This is a genomic window from Bradyrhizobium sp. SRL28 (assembly GCF_018596315.1).
In the GTDB taxonomy this organism is placed as follows: Bacteria; Pseudomonadota; Alphaproteobacteria; order Rhizobiales; family Xanthobacteraceae; genus Bradyrhizobium.
In genome coordinates, this window is record NZ_JAHEAG010000006.1 from 157,228 (window position 1) to 183,264 (window position 26,037).

Sequence of the window (26,037 nt, forward strand, 5' to 3'; positions counted from 1 at the left end):
TTTGGGACCGCCCGGCCTTCAGCCCTGATAGAGCCCCTGGTCGCGCGCCTGGCGGATGGCAAGCGCCGCCATCATGTCGAGCATCGGCGTCGAAAGTCGTGCCGCGCGCGCGAATGCGGCAGGCGCGTGGACCAGCACGTCGATCTCCATGGCGCGGCCGAGTTCGTAATCCTGCAGGATCGACGGCTTGTGGTCCGGCGCGGGGCCGGAGCGCGTCACGCGCTTCACCTCGGGAAAGCAGCTCTGCGCCACGCTGTTGGCCTCGTCGAGCAGCCGCGGCACGATTTCGGCGAGATCAGGATCGTCGCGCACGCCGCGCGCGGTCTGTCCGGTCAGCAGGCACAGCACCGACATCGACATGTTGGTCAGGAGTTTTGACCAGATCGTCTCCCGGATATGCGTCACCTCGGGCGCCTCGATCGAAGCGTCGTGCAGCGCCGCACGCAGCCGCGCGACCCGCTCGCTTTGGCGGTCGTCGCATTCGCCGATCAGGAGCCGGTTGCGCTCGGGCGAAAGGTTTGCCACCACGCCGGGGGCGACGACTTCGTTGGACGAAAACACGACGCCGCCGACAATAAGCTGTTTCGGGATGGCGGCCCGCAGGCGTCCGCCGGGATCGAGGAAGGCCAGATCCGGCACCGGCGGATGCCCCGGCGCGAGCCCGATATCGTACCACCAGGGAATGCCGTTCTGCGCGAACACCACGGCGGTATGCTCGCCGAGCAACGGCTGCAGCCCGTCAGCGAGGCTGGCGAGGCTCGTGGCCTTCAGCGTGGAGATGACGACGTCCTGCCGGCCCAGCGTGGCGGGATCGCTGGATGCCCTTACCTTCGCCTTGAACTCGCCATTTCCGACTCGCAGCGTCAGCCCGTTGGCGTTCACGGCATCCAGATGCGCACCCCGCATCACGCAGGAAACGTCATGTCCTGCCAGTGCGAGCCGCACGGCAAAATGGCTTCCGACGGCGCCCGCACCGAAAACGCAAATCCGCATGGGTTAAGAAATCCTGCTGAGAGGGAGAGGCCGTTGCTAGTTTTCACAAGCCTTGATTTGGCGCAACCGGTCCGCCGCACGGGGCGGGTTGCGGAGGGCGCGGGCTTGGTCGTGTGGGAACCTTGCCGTTCAGTCAACGTTCATCAGCGTGCCGTCAAGCTCTAGGCATAGCGACAATGGGACGTGCGGCCATGATGGGACGTGCCATGTCAAAGATCGCACTGGGAATTGCCGCGATTGTCTTCGCAACGGTGCTGTCCGTGGCGGACTTTGCGATCGCGAAAGGTGGCCATGGAGGCGGTCACGGCGGCGGTCATCATGGCGGCGGTCATCGCGGCGGTGGTCACGGTCACGGTCACCATTTCGGCGGCCGGCATCACGGCGGCGGGCATTTTCACGGCAGGGCGGCGCATTTCCGTTCGTTCTCCGGACACCGTTCATTCTCAACACACCGTTCGTTCTCCGCGCATCGCATGAACTTTGCCGGGAGTGGCCGGGCGCTGAACTCGCGCGCGCTCGCCCGCAGCTATCGCCATACCGCAGCGCTACATCGTCCCGCTGTACGAGCCAGCGTGACCGCGGGCGCGGCGCTCGCCGGATGGCAATACGGACGGTCCAGAGGCGGCGGCTGGTGGCGGCACGGCAATGGCGGCTACGGCTGGGTCGGGCCGCTGTTCTGGCCGTTCGCCTATTACGACCTCTACGACTACACGCTGTGGGGACCGAATGTCGGATCGCCGTTCTGGTACTATGGCTATGACGACATTTATGCCGGCCTGTTTGGCCCCTATGACTATCAGGGACTTGCGGGCTACCTGCCGCCGCGCGGTTCACCCGGCGGCGGGCCAGGCCGGCTGGCGCTACTATGCGGCGAGGACAGCCGCGAAATTGCCGGGCTGCCTATCGACCTGATCGCGCAGGCGATCGAACCGACCGAGGTGCAGCGCGCAGCCCTCGATGATCTCGCCAATGCGTCGGTGACGGCGGCACAGAAGATCAAGGCGGCGTGTCCGACCTCGATCGCATTGACGGCGTCCGGCCGGCTTGCGTCGATGCAGCAACGCATCGAGGCGATGATATCAGGTGTCGCGACCGTGCAGCCGGCGCTGGACAAGTTTTACGGCCTCCTGAACGACGAGCAGAAAGCGCGGCTGAACGCGGTCGCCGAGGATCAGGAGAGGAAAACCGAGCGACGCCGTAACAGGTCGTACGCGCGGCCCTGTGACATCACGCAATCATCGAGCTTGCGATGGCCGACCGAGGAGGTCGAGGCAAGGTTACATCCGACCGATGCGCAACGCACCGGCCTTACCGCCCTGCAGAACGCCAGCGCAAAGGCGGCCGACATGCTGGCCACATCGTGCCGGCCCGAGGAAGCAGCCACACCGTCGGCGCGGCTCGCCGCGGCCGGCGAGCGGCTGGACACCATGCTGCAGGCGGTCAAGCAGGTGCGCACGGCGCTCGATGATTTCTATGTGATGTTGACCGACGAGCAGAAAGCCCAGTTCGAGGCGATCGGCCCAAGGCGGACCTCCTTCGCCGATCGGGCAGACATGATGCAGCGGCGTGGCCGCCGGTAAATCGGCGGCGGTGACAACACCTGCGATCCCGGCCTATTGTCCGGCATAACAAAATGCCGAACAAAGGGGTCGCCGAATGACTGCCAATCCGGTTTTGTGGGATCTCGACGCGCGCGGCGTCGCCACGGTCACGTTGAACCGTCCCGAGGTCAACAATGCCTATGACGCCGGGCTCATCAACGGCGTGCTCTCGGCGATGGACGAACTCGGCAAGAGGCCGGGCCTCCGCGTCGTGGTCCTCAAGGGCAACGGCAAGCATTTCCAGGCCGGCGCCGATTTGAAATGGATCAACGGCGTGCGGCCGAAATCGGCGGAAGAAAATGAGGCGGTGTCGCGAGCGACGTTCGAGGCCGTGCAGCGGCTGAACACGCTGCCGATCCCGACGGTGGCGCTGGTTCAGGGCGGCTGTTTCGGCGGCGGCACCGGCGTGATCTCGGCGTGTGACGTTGTGATCGCCGCCGACAATGCGATGTTCTCGATCACCGAAGTGCGCTGGGGCCTGACGGCTGCCATCATCATCCCGCAGCTCTGCGACGCCATCGGCGTCCGCCAGGTCCGCCGCTACGCGCTGACCGGCGAACGGTTTGGCGCGGAAGAGGCCCGGCGTATCGGGCTGGTGCATGAGGTGGTGCCGCTGGCCGAACTGGAGGCGGCAGGGGCGAAGGTCGTCGAGCAACTGCTTGCCAATGGTCCGCAGGCAATGGCTGAAACCAAGGCATTGGCCATGGAGAGTTCGGTCGGCGGCATGGCGGTCGAAGACGAGGCCTATGCGCGGCTGGTGAAGATGCATTCCGCTCGGCGACAGACCAAGGAGGCGTCGGAGGGGCTGGCGTCGTTTGCGGAGAAGCGGGCGGCGAATTGGGGGCGTGGTGCATGAGCGTCTCGCTCCATCGCGCTATATGATGACGGCTACAGGAGTATGAGATTTGCCAATGAAGCGCATTGCCATTGCCGGACTCGGTGAGATCGGCCGAACCCTAGTGCGCAAGCTGGCGCAGGGGCTACCGGGCCTCTCGCTTGCGGCGATCGCGACCAGGGATCGCGAAAAGGCGAAGGCGTGGCTCGATCGCGAAGGCATCACCTGCGCGCTGGTTTCGCTCGATGAACTGCCCGCCCGCGCCGACCTCGTTGTCGAATGCGCGCCGGCTGACATCCTCGACCAGATCTGCCGGCCGATGCTGCGCGCGGGCAAGCAGGTGATGGTGCTGAGCGCCAGTGCACTGCTGCCGCGTCCCGATCTCATCGAACTGGCCAAAGCGCATGGCGGTCAGATCATCGTACCGACCGGCGCCTTGATTGGCTTCGATGCGGTTTCGGCTGCCGCCGAGGGCACGATCCATTCGGTGCAGATGGTCACGCGCAAGCCGCCCGGAGGTCTCGCCGGCGCGCCCTATCTCGTCGCGAACGGGATTTCGATGGAGGGGGTAAAGTCGGCCCTGTGCGTCTTCAAGGGTTCGGCGCGCGACGCGGCCGCGGCCTTTCCGGCCAACGTCAATGTCGTGGCGGCGTTGTCGCTGGCCGGGATTGGGCCCGATCGCACGACGATCGAAATCTGGGCTGATCCGGCGGTGACGCGCAACTGCCACCAGATCAGGGTCGATGCCGATTCAGCTTCGTTCACGATGTCGATCGAGAACGTCCCGTCGGAAAACCCGAAGACAGGCCGCATTACCGCGCTCTCGGTGATCGCCGCCCTGCGCAAACTCACCTCGCCGCTGCAGGTCGGAACCTGAGCGTCGCGCCGCAATAGCCAAAGTCCCTCGTCCGGGACATTATCGCTCGCACGCCATCCGGGAATATCAACTTGCCCGCCAAAACTATCACCGAACCCGCGCGCCAAATTCCGCTCTACGGCGAATATGAAGTCGCCGTGCTCGGCGGCGGGCCGGCGGGCATCGCCGCGGCCGTGGCCGCCGCACGCGCCGGCCGCCGGACGCTCCTGATCGAGCGCTACGGCTTTCTCGGCGGGATGGGCACGGCCGCAGGGGTCACGAATTTTTGCGGGCTGCATGCCAATGTCCATGGCGAGATGCATCGGGTGGTGCAGGGCATTGCTTCCGATCTACTGGCACGGATCGACCGGCTCGACGGGCTCAACGCGCCGCATCTGATCCTCGGCAAGATTTTCGCGCAGGCTTACGACACCGCGGCCTACAAGATCGCGGCGGATGATTTGCTCGCCGCGCACAAGGTCGACATCCTCTTTCATGCGCTCGGCGCCGGCTTGGTGATGCAGGACGAGAAGCGCATCAACGTGCTGATGGTGGAGACCAAGGCGGGCCGACAGGCCGTGCGCGCCGGCATCTTCATCGATTGCTCCGGCGACGGCGATCTCGCGGCTTGGGCGGGTGCGCCGTTTGAAGTCGGCGACAAAGCCGGCAGCATGCTCTATCCCTCGATGATGTTCCGCCTCAACGGCATCGACCCCGAAAAGGCCGGTGAGGCCTGGCGCACCATTCCGGCGCTGATGGAAAAGGCGGAGGCCGCGGGCACGCATCGGTTTCCGCGCAAGACCGCGATCGTCCGCCCGCAGCGCTCGGCGATCGAATGGCGGGTGAATTTCACCCAGCTTGCGCGCGAGGACGGCACGGCGATAAGCGGGATCGATCCCGATCAGATGACGCGCGGCGAGATCGACGGCCGGCGCCAGGCGGTCCAGGCGTTCGAATTCCTGCGCACGGTGCCGGGATTTGAAAAATCCTACATCGTCGACCTTCCGCCGCAACTCGGCATCCGCGAGACGCGCCGCGTGATCGGCGGCTACATGCTGTCGGGCGAGGACGTGCTCGGCTGCGCCTCGTTCGAAGACTCCATCGGCGTCAATGGCTGGCCGATGGAGCAGCATGTCGCGGGCGATGTGATCTTCAAGTTCCCGCCGATCCCGGAATCCCGCGGCTTCAACGAATTGCCGTATCGCATGCTGGTGCCCGAAGGCATCGACAATCTCTTGATGGCCGGGCGCTGCGCCTCGATGACCCATGAGGGCCAGTCGGCGGCGCGGGTCTCGGGCGCCTGCTTTGCGATGGGGGAGGCGGCAGGTTCGGCAGCGGCGCTGGCACTGTCAGGCAATACGATTCCGCGCGACATTGCGGTTGAAAAGTTGCAACAAAGCCTGAAACAACAGGGTGCGTTCATCGGGCGGGACCAGAGCGTGCCCGAAGGGCTATAAACGAGTTACGGAGGAGACCGGATGTCAAAGTTTGCACGGCTCGCGCTGGCGGGCCTGTTGGCGATTGCCGCGGGCGGGATTGCGCGGGCCGACGATGCGCAAAAGGCAAAGATCGGCGTGCTCCGGCTGTCGTCGTCGGCGCCGGTGTTCATCGCGCAGGACAAGGGTTATTTCCGCGAGGCCGGGCTCGATATCGAACTGAAGTTCTTCGACGCGGCGCAGCCGATCGCGGTGGCGACGACGTCGGGCGACGTCGATTTCGGCATCACGGCGTTCACCGCCGGGCTCTACAATCTCGCCGGCAAGGGCACGCTGAAGGTGATCGGCGGCATGAGCCGCGAGAAGGCCGGCTATCCGCTGATCGGCTACTTTGCCAGCAACAACGCCTACGCGGCCGGGCTGAAAACGCCGAAAGACCTGGCGGGCAAGCGCATCGCAGTAACGCAGGTCGGCTCCAGCTTTCACTATTCGCTCGGCCTGCTCGCCGACAAATACGGTTTCAAACTCGCGGACGTGAAAGTGCTGCCGTTGCAGTCATTGTCGAATGCCGCGGCCGCCCTCAAGGGTGAAACCGTCGATGCCGCATTGCTGCCGATCTCGACCGCGCGCTCGCTGGTGGATTCCGGTGGCGCCAAATTCCTTGGCTGGGTCGGCGACGAGACGCCGTGGCAATTGGGCGCCGTGTTTGCCGCGCCGAAGACGCTGGCCAACAAGGCGCTGGTGACGAAGCTCTTGGCCGCGCTGGTGCGCGCCGACCGTGAATATCACGATGTGATCCTCGCGTCCGTGAAGGACGGTAAGGCCGACATCAACGACAAGACAAAGCCGCTGCTCGAAATCATCGCCAAATACACCAACCTGCCGGTGGAGCAGGTGGTCGGCAACTGCGCCTATATCGATCCGGACGGTAAGCTCGACGTCAAGAACGTCGACAACCAGATCGCATGGCTGCAGGAGCAGGGCTTTGTCGACAAGGGGTTTGCGGCAGATGCGATCATCGCGAAGGAATATGTGAAGGCGGATTGATGGTGTGCCGATGCCGTCATTGCGAGCGAAGCGAAGCAATCCACGCTTCTGCGCGGGGAAAGATGGATTGCTTCGTCGCTTCGCTTCCTTGCGCAAACGCTTCGCGTTTGTCGCAGGCAATGACGAACTACAGCCAGCCAGGAACCCAATGGACCTGATCGCCGACCATATCAGCCACCGCTTCGGCGGACTCGACGTGCTCGATCGCGTATCGTTTACCGTTGCCTCCGGCGAGGTGGTCGCGATCGTGGGACCTTCCGGTTGCGGCAAGAGCACGCTGCTGTCGATCCTCGGCGGGCTGCTGCGCCCGAGCGAGGGAAGGGCAGAGCTGCGCGGCGCGCCGCCGGCTGGCAGCCTCAATCCGCTGACCTTTGTGTTCCAGGATTTTGCGCTGCTGCCGTGGTGCACGGTGGAAGCGAACGTCGAATTTCCGCTGGTTCATACCGCGCTTGACGCGGCCACGCGCCGCGCCGTCGTCGATGACGCGTTGCGGCGGACGGGCCTGTCCGATTTCCGCGGCGCCTATCCGAAGCAGTTGTCGGGCGGCATGCGTCAGCGCGTAGGCATTGCGCGGGCGCTCGCTGTGCGGCCGGCGATTCTCCTGATGGACGAGCCGTTGTCGGCGCTGGATTCGCAGACCCGCGAATTGCTGATGGAGGATTTCATCCGCCTGCTCGCCGACGGCGCGATGGGCGCGGTCTATGTCACGCATAATCTGGAGGAAGCGGTGCGGCTCGCCGATCGCATCGTGGTGCTGTCGCGGCGTCCCGGCCGAGTCAGGGAGATCGTCGAAATCCCGATGACGCGCGCCGAGCGCGGTGCGATCGATGCGCGCGGCAAGTTGCTGGCGCTTCAGAACGATCTGTGGTCGCTGATCCGCGAGGAAGCGATCGATGCCGAGCGTGAGGTGCAGCATGCTTGAGCGCGCACCGCAGGACGATCGCGCAACCGAAGCCCGGCCGGTCGCATTTCGCGGCGCCGGTTTTGTGCCGGGCGGTGGGCGCGCTTCGGGCTGGATCGCGCTGTTGCTGGTGATTGCGCTGTGGCAGCTCGCCGGCAGCGCGGGCTGGGTCAATCCGCTGTTCCTGCCCGCGCCGTCAGCCATTGCGGTCGCGATCTACAAGCTCGCCATGTCAGGCGCGCTCTGGCAGCACATTTCGGCTTCCGTGGTTCGCATCGGCTTGGGCTGGCTGCTCGGCACGGTGGCCGGCGTGATCATAGGCTTTGCGATCGGGCTGTCGACGCTGGCGCGCGGCGTCGGCATTACCTTCATCTCCGCGCTGTTTCCGATTCCGAAGATCGCGCTGCTGCCGCTGTTGATCCTGTGGCTCGGGATCGGCGAGGAGCCGAAGATCGCGACCATTGCGCTCGGCGTGTTCTTCTCCACCGCCATTTCGGTCTATAGCGGCGTCGACGCGGTGCCGCGCAACCTGATCCGGATGGCGCAGAGTTTTAATGTGCCGTTCCATGCCATCGTGTGGCGCGTGATCTGGCCGGGCGCGCTGCCCTCGATCCTCGCGGGATTCCGCATCACGGCGTCAGTGGCGCTATTGCTGGTGGTGAGCGCGGAAATGATCGGCGCTCAGTTCGGCATCGGCGCGTTCGTGCTGCAGGCCGGCAATTTGATGCAGACCGATCAGCTATTGGCCGGGGTCGTGATCCTGTCGCTGTTCGGACTGGCGGTGGGGAAGGCGATCAACGTGCTGGAAGCGCGGTTGCTGCACTGGCGGTGATGCGGGGAATCGTAGGGTGGGCAAAGCGAAGCGTGCCCACCAGATCGATCTCCGCAAGAATGGTGGGCACGTCGCTTACGCTCCTTTGCCCACCCTACGGTTCTTGGTACCCCTCACGCATTCCCACGATCTTCGCGGAACAAATCGAGCTTCTGCTGCACCGGACGGTCGGAGAACGAGAACAGCACCGCGTCGGTGTCGGCCTCGTGCGTGACCCAGTGCCAGCTCGGCACCACGAACAGGTCGCGCGCGCCCCACTCGAACGTCTGGTCGCCGATCCGTGTGCGGCCCTTGCCTTCGATCGCGGCGAACACGGTGGCGTCGGTCGCGCGATAGCGCGCGGTCTTGAAGCCTTTCGGCAATAGCTGGATGAAAGTGCCGATCGTCGGCATCGCGAAATCGCCGGTTTCGGGATTGGAGAATTTCAGCTTCAGCCCATGGCAGGCGTCCCACTCCTCGCGCGTCTTCGCCTGCTCCAGCGCCTCGCGCGTATAGCTGTAGGGATAGTTGAAGATCGGCGAGGTCTTGGATTTGCGCTTCTCGTCGACCGGCAGCAGATTGTGGCCGTAGCGCGCAAAGCTGTCGCCGGCGGGCTTACTGATCTTCTGCTGGTCCTCGTTCGACCCTTCGGCAAAGGACGCATCGAAAAACTGCACCATCGGGATGTCGAGCCCGTCGAGCCAGAACATCGGCTCGGATGTTTCGTTGGAATGGTCGTGCCAGGTCATCGACGGCGTGATGACGAAATCGCCGGGCTCCATCGCGGTGCGCTCGCCGTCGACGGTGGTATGGGCGCCCTTGCCTTCGAGCACGAAGCGCAGCGCCGACTGGCTGTGCCGATGGGCGGGGGCGACGTCGCCCGGGACCACCATCTGCACGCCGGCAAACAGCGACGTCGTGACCTTCGACTGGCCGCGCAGGCCGGGATTTTCCAGCACCAGCACCCGCCGCTCGGCTTCCTTGGCGGTGATCAGCTTGCCGGCTTCGGTCATGTAGTCGCGGATGGAATCGAATTTCCACAGATGCGGCCGGCAGGCGCTTCGCGGCTCCGGCGTGACGAGGTCACCCAGCACGTTCCACAGCGCGGAGAGATTCTCGCCGTCGATCTTCTTGTAGAACGCCTCGCGTTCCGGGGTCTTCTGCACGGCTTCCATGGTCAAGCCTCCCGTCATTTTTGTATCGTCTATGGATTGACAGTATACTTACAATATGGGTAGCGTCAATGCAGGCCGCGAGGCAAACGATAAAATCCGAGGGAGGTTCCGATGAAGCTGCATGGCTATTTCCGCAGCAGCGCGGCATACCGGGTCAGGATTGCGCTAAACCTCAAGGGGTTGTCGACCGATCACCTGTCGCATCACCTTCGCAAGGGCGAACAGTGCGCCCCCGCCTATCTCGCGATCAATCCGCAGGGGTTGGTGCCGACGCTGGAGGGTGACGACGGGACCGTGCTGACCCAGTCGCTCGCCATCATTGAATGGCTGGACGAGACCCATCCCAATCCACCGTTGCTGCCAAAGGATCCGCTGCGCCGTGCCAAGGTGCGCGCGTTCGCGCTGGCCATCGCCTGCGATATCCACCCGGTGCAGAATTTGAAGGTTCTGGCCCGGCTGCGCCAGCTCGGCGTGGCCGAGGAAAAGGTGACGGAATGGGCGGCCTGGGTCAACCGCGAGGGGCTTGCCGCCTGCGAAACGCTGGTCGCGGGCGAGGCCGGACCGTTCTGCTTCGGCGACAAGCCGACCATTGCCGATCTCTGCCTGGTGCCGCAGCTTGCGAACGCGCGGCGCTTCGGCGTCGATGTGTCGGCCTATCCGCGCCTGCTCAAGGCCGAGGCCGCGGCGAAGGAAATGAAGGCGTTCACTGATGCCGCGCCGGACAAACAAGCCGATGCCGAGTAAGCCATCACCCATCACCATGGATGCGGTCTATACCGCGCCCGGCTACCTGTTCCGCCGGATGCAGCAGATCGCGGTCTCGATCTTCGTCGAGGAGTGCAGCGCGTTCGACCTGACGCCGGTGCAGTATGCGGCGCTGGTGGCGATCCACACCCATCCCGGCATCGATGCCACCCGGCTGTCGGCGGTGATCGCGTTCGACCGCTCCACGCTCGGCAACGTGATCGAACGGCTGGAAAGCAAGGCGCTGATCGAGCGCAAGCCGTCGCGGGAGGATAAGCGGGTCAAGCTGCTCCATCTGACCAAATCGGGCGCGGCGGTGCTGCGCGACATCATGCCGTCGGTGGAACGCGCGCAGCTAAGGATGCTGCAGCCGCTGAAGCCCGCGGACCGCAAGACGCTGCTGGCGCTGATGACGCAGCTGGTCGATCTCAATAACGAGGCCTCGCGCGTGCCGCTGCGCGCCGAAGACGCGCTCGAACATCTGGGGAAGTCGAGCTGATGGACGCACAGCCGGTCCTGATCGCGGGTGGCGGAATCGGCGGGCTCGCCGCAGCGCTTGGTCTGGCGCAAAAAGGCATCCGCTCGATCCTGCTGGAAAAGGCCTCGACACTCGGCGAAATCGGCGCCGGCATCCAGCTCGGGCCCAACGCGTTCCACGCCTTCGACTATCTCGGCGTCGGTGAGGCCGCGCGAAGCATGGCCGTCTATATCGACCAGCTCCGGCTGATGGATGCGCTGACCGCCGAAGAAATCACCCATGTCGATCTGGGTGATGCGTTTCGCTCGCGCTTCCGCAATCCCTATGCGGTGGTGCATCGCGGCGATCTGCACGGTGTTTTTCTGCGCGCCTGCCAGAATCACGCGTTGATCGAGTTGCGCGTCAGTAGCGAGGTGACCGGTTACGATCAGGACGGCTCGTCGGTGACGGCGCGGCTGGCGAATGGCGAGCGCATCACGGGCCGGCTGTTGATTGGCGCTGACGGCTTGTGGTCGAACGTCCGCAAGCAGGTGGTTTCCGACGGGCCGCCGCGGGTATCCGGGCATACGACGTACCGCTCGGTGATTCCGACCGAGCAGATGCCGGAAGATTTGCGCTGGAACGCGGCGACGCTGTGGGCCGGGCCGAAATGCCACATCGTGCATTATCCGCTGTCGGGCTGGAAGGTGTTCAACCTCGTCGTCACCTATCACAACGACGCGCCGGAGCCGGTCGCCGGCAAGCCTGTCAGCGACGAGGAGGTCATGCAGGGTTTTGGCCATGTGCATGAGCGTGCGAAGGAGATCATCCGGCACGGCAAGAACTGGCGGCTGTGGGTTTTGTGCGACCGCGATCCGGTCGAGCGTTGGATCGACGGCCGCGTCGCGCTGCTCGGCGACGCCGCACATCCGATGCTGCAATATTTCGCGCAAGGCGCGTGTCAGGCGATGGAGGACGCGGTGTGCCTGTCACACATGCTGGCGAACCGTGATGATTACGCGGTCGCGCTGGAGGCCTATCGCACGCAGCGTTTCCTGCGCACCGCCAAGGTGCAGTTGATGTCCCGCGCCATCGGCGAGCACATCTATCACCCATCAGGCGGACATGCCCGGCTGCGCAATGCGATCATGGGCGCGAAGACGTCGGAAGAGTGGTATGGCGATCTGGCGTGGCTGTATGGCGGGACGGGGTTGGGGAGTTAGTCGCCAAAAACTCCGCTGTCGTCCCTGCGGACGCAGGGGCCCATACGCCGCGGCCGGTGTGTTGGGCATGCTGGGAGACGACTTCGCTTCAGCAGCCTCACAGCGCTAGTTGATTAACGCAGAGCGTCAGCCACCGCGTCCTATCGATCGATCACGCGGTATGGGTCCCTGCTTTCGCAGGGACGACGCCGTGCTTGTTGCTCGCTACATCTTCATCAACGCCTGGCGGTCGATCTTGCCTGTTCCCGTCTTCGGCAGTTCCGCGATGAACCGGATCTCGCGCGGATATTTGTAAGGCAGCAGCTTTGCCTTGACGTAATCCTGCAGCGTCTTCGTGGTGTCTCTGGTATCGAACTCGCCCTTGTTCATGACCACCACCGCCTTCAGCGTCATGCGTCTGTCCGGTAGTTCTGCGGCGAAGACGGCGCATTCCCTGATATCGGGATGCTCGGCAAGGCACAGTTCGACCTCCAGCGGGTAGACCCATTGGCCGGATATCTTGATCAGGTCGTCGGCGCGACCGCGGAAGAAATGGAAACCGTCGGCATCGCGCAGAAAACGGTCGCCAGTGTAGATCCATCCTTCCTCACGAATGGTCTCCGCCGATTTGTCCGGCCGATTCCAGTACAGCGGCGTGTTGGAATCGCCGCGTACCCACAAAATGCCTTCCTCGTTGTCGCCGACCTCGCGGCCGTCCTTGTCCTTGAGCAGGATTTCGTAGCCGGGAACGCGCAGGCCTGCGGCGCCGAGTTTTTTCTTCTCGGGGCGGTTGGAGAGATAGATGTGCAGCGCTTCGGTCGAGCCGAGGCCTTCGATGATCTCCAGGCCCGTCAGCGTCTTCCAGCCGTTGAAGACTTCCGCCGACAGCACCTCGGCGGCCGACAGCGCCATCCGCAGCGAGGAGAAATCCGTGGCCGAAGCGCCCTCGGCCTTGGTCAGCGAGGTATAGAGGGTCGGCAAACCGAAGAACACGGAGGGGCGATATTTTTCGATTGCCTCGAAGATCGTCGCCGGCTTCGGTTGTCCCGGCAGCAGCAGCGTCGCCGCACCGACCGAGAACGGGAAAGTGATGGCGTTGCCGAAGCCATAGGCGAAGAAAATCTTCGGCACGGAGAAGCAGATGTCGTCCGGCGTAAGCTTGAGAACGTTGCGCGCGAACGCCTGCTCGCTATAGGCCATGTCGTGCTGCAGATGCACGATGCCCTTGGGGCGTCCGGTCGAGCCGGATGAATACATCCAGAACGCCATGTCGTCGCGCCTGGTGTCGGCTTCCGGCAGATCGGTGGAGAATCCCTGCAGCCATTGCTGCGCGATGAGGGCTTTCGGCACGGCGTGTTCGCCCGCCGCGCCATTGACCACGATCAGGGTTTGCAACGGCGTGTCCTTGCAGGCCTCCGCATTGAACCGCGATGTGAACTCGGCCTCCGCAACGGCTACCGCCGCGTCTGCATCCGAAAGGTAGAACTGCAGCAAATCCGGTGGCGTCAGGGTGTTGATCAATAGCGGCACAAAACCTGATCGCACGGCGCCGAAAAACGCCGCAGGATAAGCCGGCGTGTCGTCGAGGAACATCAGGATGCGGTCGCCGCGTTTCAGGCCCAGCGACTGAAAGCCATGCCCCCATTGCGAGGCCTCGGCGCAGAGCTCTGCGTAGGTGCGCGTGCCGCCGGGGCCGGTCAGCGCCAGCCGGCCGCCGCGACCCTGGCTGAGATTGTCGAACAGGATTCGGCCAGCGTTATAGCTTTCCGGAATCGCAAAGCCGATCTCGCGCGCGCCCGGATTGTCACGGGGAACCAAATCGCAAATTGCTGACGTCATGCCTGGCTCCCAATCTGCTTTTCCGCCTCGTAACGCGTCATGAATTCCGGCGACATCGCGCGCAGCCGCGCGTCGGCGATCCGCCCGGAGCGGGTGATGTAGCTGTAAGCAAAATCCATCAGGTCGAGATTCATGTGTTTGGGGAAGTGTTCGTACCAGTCGGCGCTGGTGCGCGCCGCCGTCACCAGCTTCTGCACGATCGGCTTGCGTTCGGCCTGGTAGCGGGCGAGGCCTGCGGAAACCTCGGTCTCTGCCTCCAGCGCCTTGGTCAGCGCGATCGCATCTTCGATGGCGAGCCGCGTGCCCGAGCCGATCGAGAAATGCGCGGTATGCAGGGCGTCGCCGATCAGCACCATGTTGCCGTGCGACCAGTTCTCGTTCCAGATCCAGGGAAAGTTGCGCCACACCGACTTGTTCGACACCAGCGAATGGCCGTCGAGCGTGCTTGCGAATATCTCCTCGCAGATCGCCTGCGACTGCTCGATCGTCTTGTGCTCGAAGCCGTAGGTCTGCCAGGTCGCCGCGTCGCATTCGACCAGGAAGGTGCTCATGGAGGGCGAATAGCGATAGTGATGCGCGTTGAACGATCCGAGATCGGTCTTCACGAAGGTCTGCGACAGCGTGGCAAAGCGCTTGGCTGTGCCATACCAGGCGAACTTGTTGGTCGAGTGCGAAACCGAGGCGCAAAATTCCTTCTCGAAGCCGCGGCGCACCAGCGAGTTCAGCCCGTCGGCGGCGACGATCAGGTCATAGCCTGCGAGTTCGTCGAGCGACTGGATCGTGGTGTCGTACCGCGCGTTGACGCCTGCCGCGCGCACGCGCTGCTGCAGGATGGTCAGGAGTTCGAGCCGGCCGATCGAGGAGAAACCGATGCCGTCGATCTCGACGCTTTGGCCATGCAGATTGAGCGTGATGTTCTTCCAGCTCTCCATCCGCGGCGTGATGGCATCGACCGTCTCGGGATCGTCGGCGCGCAGAAATTCCAGCGCCTGTTCGGAGAACACCACGCCAAACCCCCAGGTCGCGCCCTCGGGGTTCTGCTCGAACAGATCGACGTGCGCGTCCGGATGACGCCGCTTCCAGAGATAGGCGAAGTAGAGACCGCCGGGGCCTCCACCGATGACGGCGATGCGCACGTCTTCCTCCCAATCGACAGTATACTTACTAATTTGAGGTGGAGACTAATCCGCGCCGGAAATTTGCGCTACAGAAAAATGATCAGGGAACGAGGCTCCGGCCCGCCCAACCGCGTCAGGGCCGGCGGCTCTCGGCCTGCTTCAGCCCGCCGGTTCTGTCCGCGAACGGTTGTCCGCTCTGCGGCAGCTCCGGCGTGACCGAGTCTTCGATTGGATGCCTGGGGCTCAGGTGCAGCGGCGAACCCTCACGCCGTTCACCACTACGGTCCTGCAGACCACGGCAGGCTTGCGGACGACGACCGCGCCGCGCGCTCCGGCGCAGCCGGCGCGATAGACGCCCTTGGCGCATACCACGGCGTTGGCTTCGGTCGACTCAAAGGTCATGGTGGCGCCGAAGGCGAAAAGGGCGGATGCAATGATCAGCAAGTAACGCATGTTAATCTCCCGGACTTGTACTGTTGATGTTCAGCCTTGATCGTTCCTTTTTGAAAGTTGTTTCGGAAGGTTCTGCGGATACCTGTCGCGGCGTGCGCGCACGCCGATCTCGTTTCGGTTGACGGCCGGCATGAACGCCGGCCGTGCCCTCATTTCTTTTCGGCGGCCGCCAGCACCTTCTTGCAGGCCGGCGTGAGCTTGTCGCTCTGCTTGGCGAGGCAGGCGATGATGCGTCCGCCGCCCGGGGTGACGGTTTTGCAATATTTCTCGAAGTCGCCCATGCAGGCGCTGCGCTGTTCGGCGGTCAGCTCCTGCGCTGATGCAGTCTGCGCAATGCAGAGCAGGGCGGTAGCGGTCAGGACGGTGCGTAGCATCGGTTTCTCCCTTCGCTGAGGCGGCTGATCGTTGACGTGAGTATCCGCAGACCAGGATGGTCGGCCTTCTTGCTTCTTGATCGCGGACCCGCTGTAGTGAAGCTCCCATTCATCGTTGCAGGGAAAGCAGATGGCGCAGGTCAGGGCCAAATGGCTGGTGTTCTATTCCGAACATGTCGAGCCGGTCTCCAAGGAAATCTTTTCTCACGTCGAGAAGATGATCATCGGGACGTTGATCGTATCGGCCGGCGCGCATGTCTCGAGCAATGAGCCGGCGATCGTGCTGTTCGGCTATCTGCGCCATGGTCTCGTCGGCCGCGGCGTCATGTTGTTCGGCGTCATCCTCCTGCTGCTGAATTTTGTCGACGGCCTTTACAAGCTCGCCAAGCTCAATTGGCATATTGCGTACCAAACCGTGATGGCGATCCTTTATGTCGCCCTGTCGGTACGGCTCGTTCAGCTCATCCTCGCCTTTCGCGGCGGCGAGTGACCGGCGGTCCCGGAATCAATCGAGGACCGCCGCAGGGGCGCGATTATCGCGCTGCGAACTGGGACAGAACGTCCTTGCAGGCGGGCGAAAGCTGCGCGGCGTTGGTCGCGAGACACTGCACGATCCGGCCGCCGCCAGGCTGCACGCCGCCGCAAATCGAGCGGACGTCGGCGCCGCAGGCCGATCGCAGCACGAACAGTTCTTCACGAGGCCGCATCGGCCGCAGCACGATCACTGTCGGCGCCGCCGGTGCGGCGGCAGCCGCTCCCGCTGCAGCCGGAGCCGCGCCTGCCGCGGGTGTTGCCGCACCACCACCGCCACTGGCCGCGGCAACGGCGCTTCCGCAACCGGCCGAAAGTTTCGCCTTGTTCTTTTCCAGGCATTGCAGGGCCGGCGCGCCGCCGGTAGGCACGCCCGCGCAGACCTTCGGATAATCCGAGCGGCATGCGCTGCGGATGGCGGAAATCTGAGCGCTGGTCGGCTGTCCCGCCGGGGCGGCGGCTGCGGCCTTTGGCTCGGCGGATTTCGCTGGCGCTGCCGTTGCAGCCGCCGGCGCTGCTGCTTTCGGCGCCGCCGTCTCGGCCGGCTTGGCGGGCGCAGCCGCCGGCGCTTCCACGGCGCGCACCGCGCTCTGGCAGCTGGATGAAAGGCTCGACATGTTCTTCTGCAGGCATTGCAGCGATGCCTCGCCGCCGGGCGGCACGCTGGAACAATGCGCCATGTAATCGGAACGGCACTGGGATTTGATGGCGTCGCGTTGCGCCTCGCTCGGCGCTTGCGCCAACGCGGGTGCTGCAATTGCGAATATCGCGGCCGCCAGTAACGGCCCAAGGTTTCTCACGCGCGTCAACGTATTGATCATTTGAATAAATCCTTTTGTCGTCGCCGGAAGCCGCCGCTTCAACCAAAGTGAAATATCGAATGCGCCTTTAGGAAAAATCGGGCTGCATCATTTTCGCTTTCCGGTTCCGCTGCAAGCGGATTGTTGCTATTTTCATGGGGTGGCGGAAAGCCAGTTTTTGAATAATGCCTTTTCCAGAACAAAACCGATTGGGGCACCAAAAATGAAGGCTTCGCGTTCGCCTGCACGCTTGAGACCATACGGCACCGCCGCACATAGAGGCGCCGTCGCCTGGCGTGCGGGTTTCGCAATTGCGGCGATGGGCATCCTAAGTGCCTGCGAACAAAATACTTTTGTCCCGCCGCCGCCGCCGAAGGTCGATGTGGCGGTGCCGGTGCAACGGTCCTTCACGCGCTATCTGGAAGCGACCGGCAATACGGCTCCGATCAAGAATGTCGATCTGGTCGCGCGCGTGCAGGGCTTTCTGCAATCGATCGACTATAAGGACGGCGCCTTCGTGAAGGAAGGCACACCCCTGTTCACGATCGAGCCTGACACCTACAAGCTGAAGCTCGAACAGGCGCAGGCGGCGGAAAGCGGCGCGCAGGCAACGCTGAGGCAGGCCGAGGCGGACTACAAGCGCCAGCAGGAATTGGTCCAGCGGCAAGCCGTTTCCCAGGCCACGCTGGATACTTCCACGGCGACGCGCGACAATGCGCAGGCGAGCCTGCTGCAGGCTCAGGTCAACACCAAGATTGCGGCGGTCAATTACGGTTATACCAATGTTGCCGCGCCGTTTGACGGCGTCGTCAGCGCGCATCTCGCCTCCGTCGGCGAACTCGTTGGCGCGTCGTCGCCGACCCAGCTCGCTACCATCGTGGCGCTCGATCCGATCTGGGTGAATTTCAACGTCAACGAACAGGACGTGCTGCGGATCCGCACGGAGGCCCGCCGGCGCGGGATGACGGCGGACGATCTCAGGCAATTGCCCGTCGAGGTCGGGCTCCAGACCGAGACCGGCTTTCCGCACAAGGGCAGGCTCGACTATGCCGCGGTGACGCTCAACCAGGCGACCGGCACGCTCCCGGTGCGTGGCGTGCTGCCCAATTCCGACCGCGCCTTGCTGCCGGGGTTCTTTGTCCGCGTCCGCGTCCCGATTGATCAGGAGAAGAACGGGCTGTTCGTGCCGGATGTGGCCCTCGGGAGCGACCAGGCCGGACGCTATCTGTTGGTCGTGAACGGCGAAAATATCGTCGAACAGCGCAAGGTGCGGGTCGGGCCGCTGGAGGGCGAGCTGCGTGTCATCGAAGAAGGCCTGAAGGCCGACGACCGCGTCGTCACCGCCGGGCTGTTGCGCGCGATTCCCGGCCAGAAGGTCGATCCGCAATTGAAGAAGATCGAAGCACAGCCTGCTGCAGCCAAGTAGGAGCCGGCCATGATTTCGAAGTTTTTCATTGAACGGCCCGTTCTTTCCAACGTCATCGCCATCCTGATGGTCCTGATCGGCTGCCACCATCAATATCCGCGATGAGCTGTCGCGCCTGCCCGGGGTCGGCAACGTCACGGTATTCGGCGCCGGCCAATACTCGATGCGGGTCTGGCTCGATCCGAACAAGCTGTATGCGCGCAACCTGATGCCGCAGGACGTGATCAACGCGATCCAGCAGCAGAGCCAGCAGGTCACCGCGGGCCAGGTCGGGGCACCGCCAACGCCCGCAGGGCAGGCGTTCCAGTATACGCTGAACGTCAGTGGACGGCTCGCTGACACCAGCGAGTTCGAGAACGTGATCGTCAAGACCGGCAGCAGCGGTGACGTCACGCGCGTGCGCGATGTCGGCTGGGTCGAGCTCGGCGCCCAGACCTACAGCCAGGTGTTCTCGCTCAACAACAAGCCGGCCACCGGCATCGGCGTGTTCCAGTCGCCCGGCGCCAATGCGCTCCAGGTCCAGCAGGCCGTCGAGAAGAAGATGCAGGAGCTGGCGAAGGCGTTTCCGCAGGACGTGACCTACGACACGCCGTTCGACACCACCAAATTCGTCTCGGAATCGATCAATGAGGTCTACAAGACGCTGATCGAGGCGGGTTTGCTCGTCCTCGTCGTGATCCTGATCTTCCTGCAGGACTGGCGGGCGATGCTGGTGCCCGCGACCACGGTGCCGGTGACGATCATCGGCGCCTTTGCGGCGATGGCGGCGCTCGGCTTCACCATCAATATCTCGACCCTGTTTGCGATCGTGCTCGCGATCGGCATCGTGGTTGATGACGCCATCGTCGTGGTCGAAGGCGCCGCGCATAATATCGAGAAGGGCATGTCCGGCCATGACGCCGCGATCAGCGCGATGAACGCGCTGTTCGCGCCGATCATCGGCATCACGCTCGTGCTGATCTCGGTGTTCCTGCCCTCGGCGTTTCTGCCGGGATTGACCGGGCAGATGTATGCGCAGTTCGCGCTGGTCATTGCCGCAACCGCGCTCCTCAGCGCCATCAACGCGGCGACGCTGAAGCCGACGCAGTGTGCGTTGTGGCTGCGGCGGCCGGTGCCACCGGAGCAACGCAACTTCTTCTATCGCGGCTTCAATGCGGTCTATAATCGCATTGAGGCATGGTATAGCCGGCTGATCAGCCGCCTGGTCGCGCACAGCAACATATCGGTGATTTGCGCGCTGATCCTGATCGCCATCGGTGGCTACGGCCTGTCGCGGGTGCCGACCGGCTTCATTCCGATCGAGGACCAGGGCTATCTCCTGGTCGCGGTGCAATTGCCTGATGGTGCGGCGCTTGAGCGTACCCAGCGTGTGCTTACCCAGGTCAGCGAGATAGCCGGCAAGGCCCCGGGTGTCGATCAGGTCATAGCCATTTCCGGTATCTCCGCGCTCGACAATTCTTCCAGCCTCGCCAATGCGGGCGTCGCCTATTTGATCCTGAAAGAGTGGAGCGCGCGAGGGCCGGGCGAGGATTTGCGGTCGCTGTTCGTCGGATTGAACGAGAAGCTCTCCGTTATCGAGGAGGCGCGGATCCTGGTGGTCCCGCCGCCGCCGATCCAGGGCATCGGTAACGCCGCCGGCTTTGCGATGCAGGTCCAGCTCCGCGACGGCAATTCCGACTTTGCGAAGTTGCAGGCGATCACCGGCGCGATCGTCGACAATGCGTCGTCACAGAGCGCGCTGCAGCGGGTGAGTTCGCCGTTCCGTTCGATGGTGCCGCAGTTCGACATCGAGGTGGATCGAATCAAGACCCAGACGCTGCATGTTACGACCGACCAGATCTTCTCGACGCTGTCGTCCTACATGGGTTCGACCTTCGTCAACCAGTTCAACAAGTTCGGTCGTACCTTCCAGGTCTATGCGCAGGCGGACGCGCAATTCCGCCTGACGCCGCGTGACATCCAGAACATGATGGTGCGCAACAGCAATGGCGACATGATTCCGCTCGGCACCGTGGCAAAGATCACGCCGGCGGTCGGTCCGTCGCTGATCAGCCTGTACAATCTGTATCCTTCCGCAACCATCATCGGTCTGCCGGCGACGGGTTACAGCTCAGGTCAGTCGATGAACCTGATGGAGCAGATTGCCGCGAAGACCCTGCCGCCCGGCACGGGCTTCGAATGGACGGCGATGTCGTACCAGGAGAAGGTCGTCGGCGGCCAGATCTACTGGGCGTTCGGCCTGGCCCTGCTGCTGGTCTACCTCGTGCTGGCCGGACAGTATGAGAGCTGGTACGCGCCGATCTCGGTGATTCTCGCGGTGCCGCTATCCTTGCTTGGCCCAATGATCGTGCTGACGGGCTTGAGGATCGAGAACAACCTCTATACCCAGATCGGCATCATCCTGTTGATCGCGCTGTCGGCCAAGAACGCCATCCTGATCGTCGAGGTGGCGCTGGAACTGCACGTGCGCGATCGCAAGCCGTTGCTGGAATCCGCCGTTGAGGCGGCGCGAGCCCGGTTCCGGCCGATCCTGATGACGTCGTTTGCTTTCATCTTCGGCATGGTCCCGCTTGTGCTTGCGACCGGCGCCGGCGCCAACGCCCGGAAGTCGATCGGCATCACGGCATTCTCCGGCATGCTGGCGTCGACGTGTCTCGCCGTGCTGTTTGTGCCGACGTTCTTTGTCGTGATCCAGCGGTTTGAGAACTGGCTGAAGGAACGGAAGACGAAGAAGGCTGGGGTGCAGGCGGCGGCCACGCACTAGGTCGTAGGGTGGGCAAAGGCGCACTTGCGCCGTGCCCACCATCCATCCACATCGTTATCCTCAATGGTGGGCACGCTTCGCTTTGCCCACCCTACGGACTGCGGATCGCAATCTACACCTTCACCATCCTCTTCCCGCGGTTCTCGCCGGCGAGCAGGCCGATCAGGGCTTTCGGCGTGTTCTCGATTCCGTCGATCACGTCCTCCTGCACCTTCAATTTGCCCGAGGCGACCCAGGACTGCAGGTCGGCCAGCGCGGCGGCGCTCTGGTGCATGTAATCCATCACGATGAAGCCCTGCATGATGAGGCGCTTCACCACGATCAGGCCGGGCACGCCGCGCGGGCCATGGGCCGAGGGCACGCCGTCATATTGCGAGATCGCGCCGCAGCAGGCGATGCGGCCGCGGTTGTTCATCAGCGAAAGGCAGGCTTCGAGAATGTCGCCGCCGACATTGTCGAAATAGACGTCGATGCCCTTCGGCGCCGCCGCCCGCAGTGCCTTGAAGGTGGCGCCATCCTTGTAATCGACCGCGGCGTCGAAGCCGAGTTCGGAAGTCAGCCACTGGCACTTGTCCTTGCCGCCGGCAATGCCGATGACGTTGCAGCCCTTGATCTTGGCGATCTGTCCGACAATCGACCCGACGGAGCCGGCAGCCGCCGAGACCACCACGGTCTCGCCTTCTTTGGGCTTGCCGACATGCAAGAGACCAAAATAGGCGGTGAGGCCGGCGATGCCGTAGACGCTGAGCAGATGCGTCATCGGCTCCATCCTGGGCATTTTCGTGAGATGCTTTGCTGGCACGGCGGCGTAGTCCTGCCAGCCGGTGTCGCCGAACACGAGATCGCCCGGCGCGAGGCCTGAGGCCTTCGAGGCGACGACCTCCGCGATGCTGCCGCCGGCCATCACCGTGTTGGCCTCGACCGCGGCGCGATAGGTGGCGCCGTGCATCCACGCCCGGTTGGCGGCGTCGAGCGAGATATAGCGCGTTCGCACCAGCGCCTCGCCGTCCTTCGGCTCGGGCACCGTGCCCTTGGTTAGCTTGAAGTGCTCAGGTCCGAGTTTGCCAGTGGGCTTCTCGACCAGCAGGATCTGACGATTGACGGTGTCGCTCATGACGTTCTCTCCCCTCGCATTGTGTTATTCCGGCGTTTCCGGATGCACTGGCCGCGGACGAGCCGATCGACGGCACCGATTGTGCGCCACGTTCAGAAAAACTCCAAATCCTCCGCGCGGCCGCCCTGTACGACGGTCGCGTATTCGACCGCCAGGAACAACCCGCCCGCCACATACACGCTTCGGTTTTGTCGCCGAGCCATATCCTGCGACAGCCGCGCCGCGTCCGCGATTGTCGCCGCGATATGAATGTTCGCTTTGGGATTGGCGCGTCGCGCCGCGGCGGCGATGACTTGCGCCTCGGCCCCCTTGTGGTGCGCCACTGTGCAGATGATGGTGTCGAAGGAAGGTGCCAGCGCGCCGATGATCTCGTCTGCCTTTTTGTCGTGCGAGACGCCGGTGACAAGGATCCAGCCGTCGCGGCCATGAATCGACATGAGACTGGCAAGCGATTGCCTGATGCCATCAGGGGTGTGGCCGACGTCGATCACGGTGAGCGGGTTGTGCAGGATGATCTCGAGACGGCCGGGCCAGCGCGCCTCGCGCAGGCCCGTGCGTATGGCAGCTTCGATACGTTCGGGAGGCCTGCGCGGTTGCTCGCGCTGCAGCCAGAGCAGGAACAGTGTGATCGCGATGGCTGAATTGCTGAACTGAAACGCGCCGGGCAGGCCCAGTTCGAGGCGGCGGAAATCATGATGCCCGAATTGGAAATCAAAATACTGCCCCGTGGCCGCCGCGTCCTCGTTGTCGACGGCGATTTCATCGCGGACGAACAGCGAGGTACGGCCCGGCCAGCGGTTGTATTCGAGAAGATGCGGCCGCAGATCCCGGCAGTTCTCGCCATAGACGATCGTGCCGCCAGCAGCGCAGGCGTCGCTCTTGTCGGATACGATCAGTTCAAGCGAGGTTCCGAGCAGTTCGACATGTTCGTAGTCGATCGAGGTGACGCAGGTTTCGCGCGCGCCGACCAGACGGACCGGATCGTAGCGGCCGCCGATGCCGGCCTCGAACACGGCGAAGTCGCACCCGCTCTCCTGGAAGTGCAGGCAGGCAAGCGCAAATAGCGCTTCGAAAGCGCCGAATTTCTCGTCCATCTTCTTCGAGACGGTTGCGACGGCAGCTTCGACCCGCCGTTTCAAGCGGGCGAGCGCGTCGTCGCCGATCTCAACGCCGTCGACCTGGATCCGCTCGTTGAAACGCAGGAGATGCGGCGACGTGAATAGACCGGTCCGCAGCCCATAGGCGCGGCCGATTTGAGCGCACATCGCCGCCGTGCTGCCCTTGCCGTTCGAGCCGGTCACCACCACCGAGATACGCTGCAGCCGCGCGCGATCGATTCCGAGCGCTTCCAGCAATCCGGTCATGCGCGCGAGGCAGATGCCGTCGCCGTATTTCGGCAGGTCGAACACTACAGCAGTCCCATGACGGAGAAGGTGTGATGCCAGATTTTCAGAATGAGGTCGCCGCGATTGGAATCTTCCAGCAGCCGGACCGCGGGATTGGAGTTGATCTCGATGATCTCGATGGCCTCCGGATTGTCGCCGATATCGACGAACATGTCGACGGCCGCGACGCGGAGTCCGATTGCGCGCGCGCCCTGCCGCGCCAGCCTGATGGCCTTTTCGGATGGTGCCGGTGCCAGCACCATCGTGCCGCCCGCGCTCAGATTCATGCGCCCGGGAATCTCGCGGCGTTCGCCTTTTCCCGGGACAGCATCGAGTGACGGATCCTGGTTTGGCAACGAAGCCGGCGAGAGGCCGCGTGCGCGTAGCGCGTCATTGTGGACGGTGAGCAACTCACGAATGGTGTGCATGCCGTCGCCCGTGACGGACGGCGGATATTTTCGCGCGCAATAGAGCGCGTCGTCGTCGAGCAGGAAAACGCGATACTCGATCCCTTCGACGATCGGCTGGATCAGCACGGCGTCGTAATATTTCATCACGTCATCGAGATATCGACTGAGCGCAGCGTCGCCGTGAATGGCTTGCGCGAAATCGCCGCGCGATCCCGTCAGCGGCTTGACGAAAGCCGATCCGCCCAATGTCTCGAGATAGGCAACCGCGTCGCTGCGCTCATGTCCCGCCGGGCGATGCGCGCGATAGCGCTCATGAAGGAAGAAATATTCGCCGCCAAGCGCGGGTACGCCGGCTTCGCGCAGGATCCGGCTCGTAAAATGTTTGTCGGACGCCAGCGTCGAGGCGGTGGCGTTGTTTTGCGGATACCAGGAGCTTCGGCCGGCGCCGAAATGAACCAGCGTGTCGCGCGATGCAACGCTGAAAAGCAGTCCCGATCCACCGTCGATGTCGCGAAAATGGAGCCCGAATTCGGCGCAGGCAAATTGGGCATAGATCGACTGATCCGGATAAAAGCCCGGTTTACCTTTTCGAAATTCGCCTGGGCTCCGCATGCGATCTCTTTTGAAGCATTCTTAATTGGGCGTGGTCATTTATTGCCAGATCGATGCCGAATTCAGCAAGTTAATTGCGCGAGAAAGCGTTAACGAAGCGAATCGAACCTTTTTGCAAAATAGAACGACAGCCATTCCGAGTTATCGATTGTGCTGTAGGTCATATTGACTATGTCTGTGCCGTGCGCAAATGGAGCGCCAAATCGCCAATGATTTCGCAGACTTTTGGCACTTCGAGGCCGAAGACCGAAACGTTCTACATCGAGACGTCAGGAAAAACGAAAACCCATGAGCGCGTTCTATAGAGAGAAAGTTCTTTCCGTTCGCCACTGGACCGAGACGCTTTTCAGCTTCCGAGCCACCCGCGATTCCGGTTTCCGCTTCCAGAACGGCCAGTTTGCGATGATCGGCCTCGAGGTCGAGGGCCGGCCGCTATTGCGCGCCTACAGCATGGCGAGCGCCAATCACGAGGAGGAACTCGAGTTCTTCTCCATCAAGGTCGCGGACGGGCCGCTGACCTCGAAGCTGCAGAAGATCCGCGAGGGCGACGAGATCCTGGTCGGCCGCAAGGCGACCGGCACGCTGATCACCGACAATCTGATTCCGGGCAAGCGCCTGCTGCTGCTGTCGACCGGCACGGGCCTGGCGCCGTTCGCGAGCCTGATCAAGGACCCCGACGTCTATGAGCGGTTCGAGACCATCGTGCTCGTTCACGGTTGCCGTCAGGTTTCCGAACTCGCCTATGGCGAGGAACTGGTCGCCAAGCTGCGCGACGATGAATTGTTCGGACCGTTGTTGTCGGAGAAGCTGCTGTATTACCCGACGGTGACCCGCGAGCCGTTCCGCAACCGCGGCCGCATCACCGACCTGATCTCGTCCGAGCAGTTGTTCAACGACATTCACCAGGCGCCGCTCAATATCGAGACCGATCGCGTCATGATGTGCGGCAGCCCGGGGATGCTGGACGAGCTGAAGCAGATGTTCGAATCCGGCGGCTTCCTCGAAGGCAGCCACAACACGCCCGGCCATTTCGTGATCGAAAAGGCGTTCGTCGAGCGCTGACGGTCATGTAGCCCGGATGAAGCGAAGCGAAATCCGGGACCGCTTTCTCTGCCCATGCAGCGTCCCCGGATTGCGCTTCGCTCCATCCGGG

The 26,037-nt window shown here is 63.4% G+C and carries 24 protein-coding genes and 1 pseudogene; 14 read left to right on the plus strand and 11 right to left on the minus strand.

Annotated features, from left to right (window positions below; genetic code table 11):
* Positions 1–18: 18 nt before the first annotated feature.
* Positions 19–993: a ketopantoate reductase family protein gene (locus KIP88_RS16425; protein ID WP_214488967.1), complete on the minus strand. Its 975-nt coding sequence runs from the start codon at positions 991–993 to the stop codon at positions 19–21.
* 206 nt (positions 994–1,199) lie between these two features.
* Here KIP88_RS16425 and KIP88_RS16430 point away from each other — a divergent pair, with 206 nt between their 5' ends.
* The 7 genes from KIP88_RS16430 (at position 1,200) to KIP88_RS16460 (ending at position 8,501) form a co-directional block, all read left to right on the plus strand.
* The gene (locus tag KIP88_RS16430) at positions 1,200–2,573 is read left to right on the plus strand and encodes a Spy/CpxP family protein refolding chaperone (RefSeq protein ID WP_214488968.1); all 1,374 of its coding nucleotides are present in this window, start codon (positions 1,200–1,202) and stop codon (positions 2,571–2,573) included.
* A 76-nt stretch (positions 2,574–2,649) separates the two neighbouring features.
* Positions 2,650–3,450: an enoyl-CoA hydratase-related protein gene (locus KIP88_RS16435; RefSeq protein ID WP_214488969.1), complete on the plus strand. Its 801-nt coding sequence runs from the start codon at positions 2,650–2,652 to the stop codon at positions 3,448–3,450.
* 55 nt (positions 3,451–3,505) lie between these two features.
* Positions 3,506–4,306 (plus strand): aspartate dehydrogenase, encoded by an 801-nt coding sequence (locus KIP88_RS16440; protein WP_214488970.1) that lies wholly within the window; start codon positions 3,506–3,508, stop codon positions 4,304–4,306.
* Positions 4,307–4,377: 71 nt separating this feature from the next.
* A complete protein-coding gene (locus KIP88_RS16445) occupies positions 4,378–5,742 on the plus strand; it encodes an FAD-dependent oxidoreductase (protein ID WP_214488971.1) in 1,365 nt (454 codons plus the stop codon).
* A gap of 21 nt (positions 5,743–5,763) precedes the next feature.
* Positions 5,764–6,768, plus strand: a complete 1,005-nt coding sequence (locus tag KIP88_RS16450) for an ABC transporter substrate-binding protein (protein WP_214488972.1) — start codon at positions 5,764–5,766, stop codon at positions 6,766–6,768.
* A gap of 148 nt (positions 6,769–6,916) precedes the next feature.
* Complete coding sequence (locus tag KIP88_RS16455; RefSeq protein WP_214488973.1) at positions 6,917–7,690, plus strand: ABC transporter ATP-binding protein; 774 nt, start codon at positions 6,917–6,919, stop codon at positions 7,688–7,690.
* Positions 7,683–8,501: an ABC transporter permease gene (locus tag KIP88_RS16460; protein WP_214488974.1), complete on the plus strand. Its 819-nt coding sequence runs from the start codon at positions 7,683–7,685 to the stop codon at positions 8,499–8,501. Before KIP88_RS16455 ends, KIP88_RS16460 begins: the two co-directional genes overlap by 8 nt.
* Positions 8,502–8,614: 113 nt before the next feature.
* Here the strand turns inward: KIP88_RS16460 and gtdA are convergent, their stop codons facing one another.
* A complete protein-coding gene (gene gtdA, locus KIP88_RS16465; RefSeq protein WP_214489099.1) occupies positions 8,615–9,655 on the minus strand; it encodes a gentisate 1,2-dioxygenase in 1,041 nt (346 codons plus the stop codon).
* A gap of 111 nt (positions 9,656–9,766) precedes the next feature.
* On the opposite strand from gtdA, the gene maiA reads away from it, so the two are divergent.
* From maiA to KIP88_RS16480, 3 genes are read left to right on the plus strand one after another with little or no spacing between them, the layout of a single operon-like run.
* On the plus strand, positions 9,767–10,399 hold the full coding sequence (maiA, locus tag KIP88_RS16470; protein ID WP_214488975.1) for a maleylacetoacetate isomerase: 633 nt from the start codon (positions 9,767–9,769) through the stop codon (positions 10,397–10,399).
* Positions 10,389–10,898: a MarR family winged helix-turn-helix transcriptional regulator gene (locus tag KIP88_RS16475; protein WP_214488976.1), complete on the plus strand. Its 510-nt coding sequence runs from the start codon at positions 10,389–10,391 to the stop codon at positions 10,896–10,898. The genes maiA and KIP88_RS16475 overlap by 11 nt, the downstream gene beginning before the upstream one ends.
* The gene (locus KIP88_RS16480) at positions 10,898–12,079 is read left to right on the plus strand and encodes a 3-hydroxybenzoate 6-monooxygenase (protein WP_249790829.1); all 1,182 of its coding nucleotides are present in this window, start codon (positions 10,898–10,900) and stop codon (positions 12,077–12,079) included. The genes KIP88_RS16475 and KIP88_RS16480 overlap by 1 nt, the downstream gene beginning before the upstream one ends.
* A gap of 204 nt (positions 12,080–12,283) precedes the next feature.
* Here the strand turns inward: KIP88_RS16480 and KIP88_RS16485 are convergent, their stop codons facing one another.
* From KIP88_RS16485 to KIP88_RS16500, 4 genes are all read right to left on the minus strand, one after another.
* Positions 12,284–13,897: a benzoate-CoA ligase family protein gene (locus KIP88_RS16485; protein WP_214488977.1), complete on the minus strand. Its 1,614-nt coding sequence runs from the start codon at positions 13,895–13,897 to the stop codon at positions 12,284–12,286.
* Positions 13,894–15,033: an FAD-dependent monooxygenase gene (locus KIP88_RS16490; protein ID WP_214488978.1), complete on the minus strand. Its 1,140-nt coding sequence runs from the start codon at positions 15,031–15,033 to the stop codon at positions 13,894–13,896. The genes KIP88_RS16485 and KIP88_RS16490 overlap by 4 nt, the downstream gene beginning before the upstream one ends.
* Before the next feature lie 225 nt (positions 15,034–15,258).
* Entirely contained in the window at positions 15,259–15,468 is a 210-nt protein-coding gene (locus tag KIP88_RS16495) for a hypothetical protein (RefSeq protein WP_214488979.1), read from the minus strand.
* Positions 15,469–15,617: 149 nt separating this feature from the next.
* Positions 15,618–15,842, minus strand: a complete 225-nt coding sequence (locus KIP88_RS16500; RefSeq protein WP_214488980.1) for a cysteine rich repeat-containing protein — start codon at positions 15,840–15,842, stop codon at positions 15,618–15,620.
* A gap of 130 nt (positions 15,843–15,972) precedes the next feature.
* Here KIP88_RS16500 and KIP88_RS16505 point away from each other — a divergent pair, with 130 nt between their 5' ends.
* A complete protein-coding gene (locus KIP88_RS16505) occupies positions 15,973–16,332 on the plus strand; it encodes a hypothetical protein (RefSeq protein WP_214488981.1) in 360 nt (119 codons plus the stop codon).
* A gap of 43 nt (positions 16,333–16,375) precedes the next feature.
* Here KIP88_RS16505 and KIP88_RS16510 read toward each other — a convergent pair whose 3' ends face one another.
* Together KIP88_RS16510 and KIP88_RS46525 are read right to left on the minus strand one after the other, a co-directional pair.
* Complete coding sequence (locus tag KIP88_RS16510) at positions 16,376–17,194, minus strand: cysteine rich repeat-containing protein (RefSeq protein WP_214488982.1); 819 nt, start codon at positions 17,192–17,194, stop codon at positions 16,376–16,378.
* Between the two features lie 132 nt (positions 17,195–17,326).
* A complete protein-coding gene (locus tag KIP88_RS46525; protein ID WP_249790830.1) occupies positions 17,327–17,500 on the minus strand; it encodes a hypothetical protein in 174 nt (57 codons plus the stop codon).
* Between KIP88_RS46525 and KIP88_RS16515 the strand changes: the two genes are divergently transcribed.
* Positions 17,493–18,599: an efflux RND transporter periplasmic adaptor subunit gene (locus tag KIP88_RS16515; protein ID WP_249790831.1), complete on the plus strand. Its 1,107-nt coding sequence runs from the start codon at positions 17,493–17,495 to the stop codon at positions 18,597–18,599. The genes KIP88_RS46525 and KIP88_RS16515 overlap by 8 nt on opposite strands.
* 82 nt (positions 18,600–18,681) lie before the next feature.
* A pseudogene (locus KIP88_RS16520) lies at positions 18,682–21,363 on the plus strand (efflux RND transporter permease subunit); the annotation flags it as partial.
* Positions 21,364–21,475: 112 nt separating this feature from the next.
* Here KIP88_RS16520 and KIP88_RS16525 read toward each other — a convergent pair.
* The 3 genes from KIP88_RS16525 to KIP88_RS16535 all read right to left on the minus strand — a co-directional run bounded on the left by KIP88_RS16525 (position 21,476) and on the right by KIP88_RS16535 (position 24,884).
* The gene (locus KIP88_RS16525) at positions 21,476–22,477 is read right to left on the minus strand and encodes an NADP-dependent oxidoreductase (protein ID WP_214488984.1); all 1,002 of its coding nucleotides are present in this window, start codon (positions 22,475–22,477) and stop codon (positions 21,476–21,478) included.
* Between the two features lie 92 nt (positions 22,478–22,569).
* On the minus strand, positions 22,570–23,886 hold the full coding sequence (locus tag KIP88_RS16530; RefSeq protein ID WP_214488985.1) for a folylpolyglutamate synthase/dihydrofolate synthase family protein: 1,317 nt from the start codon (positions 23,884–23,886) through the stop codon (positions 22,570–22,572).
* Positions 23,886–24,884, minus strand: coding sequence for a hypothetical protein (locus KIP88_RS16535; RefSeq protein ID WP_214488986.1), 999 nt, complete (start codon positions 24,882–24,884; stop codon positions 23,886–23,888). Before KIP88_RS16535 ends, KIP88_RS16530 begins: the two co-directional genes overlap by 1 nt.
* A 288-nt stretch (positions 24,885–25,172) precedes the next feature.
* On the opposite strand from KIP88_RS16535, the gene KIP88_RS16540 reads away from it, so the two are divergent.
* The gene (locus KIP88_RS16540; RefSeq protein ID WP_214488987.1) at positions 25,173–25,946 is read left to right on the plus strand and encodes a ferredoxin--NADP reductase; all 774 of its coding nucleotides are present in this window, start codon (positions 25,173–25,175) and stop codon (positions 25,944–25,946) included.
* Positions 25,947–26,037 lie beyond the last annotated feature (91 nt).